Annotated in this window: 1 protein-coding gene; it reads left to right on the top strand. The window is 66.2% G+C overall.

Annotation, left to right across the window (positions count from 1 at the left end; translation table 11 throughout):
- The coding region (locus A5646_RS23940) for a DUF3556 domain-containing protein (protein ID WP_231998464.1) at positions 1 to 648 on the top strand (648 nt) is incomplete at both ends.

Raw genomic sequence — 648 nt, forward strand, 5'->3', positions numbered from 1 at the left:
ATCATCCTGATCGTCGCGCTGGCGGTGGTGCCGATCGTGGGAAACATGTTCCCGCAACAGGTTTCGTTCCTGCCGGCGATGCGCTACTACGCGGGCAACTGGGCGACCAGCACCTGGTGCCTGCGCAAGTGCGCCGAGGACAAGATCGAGGCGAACATCACCAAGGCGTCGGCGCTGGCACCCAATCAGCTTGCCCGCCTTTATGATCCGCAGACCGCCGAGCTCATGATCGACAAGTTGATGGGGTGGCGGTCCATGCACACCCACGGCCGGGCGCTGGGCGGGCTGGTGTCCCGCGCCCTGCCCGACGGCGCCGACGAGGCCGACTACCTGCTGCGCGACGGCGAAATCATCGCCGGACCGCTGATCGGGTGGAACTTCGGCGAAGGCCACCTGCACAACGAGCAGCTGCTGGCCGCCGTGCAGCGCCGCTGCGACTTCGACGAGGGCGAGGTGCGGGTGATCATCCTGGAAGCCCAGCCGATCCAGCGCCAGACGCAGGCCTACCGCATCGTCGACGCCAAGACCGGCCTCGTCGAAGAGGGCTACGTCGACGTCGCGGACATGCTGAGCCGGCAGGAACGAAACCTGTTGCGGGAACATGTTTCCCACGATCGGCACCACCGCCAGCGCGACGATCAGGATGAT

The organism is Mycobacterium sp. 1245499.0 (assembly GCF_001673615.1).
Classification (GTDB): domain Bacteria; phylum Actinomycetota; class Actinomycetes; order Mycobacteriales; family Mycobacteriaceae; genus Mycobacterium; species Mycobacterium europaeum_A.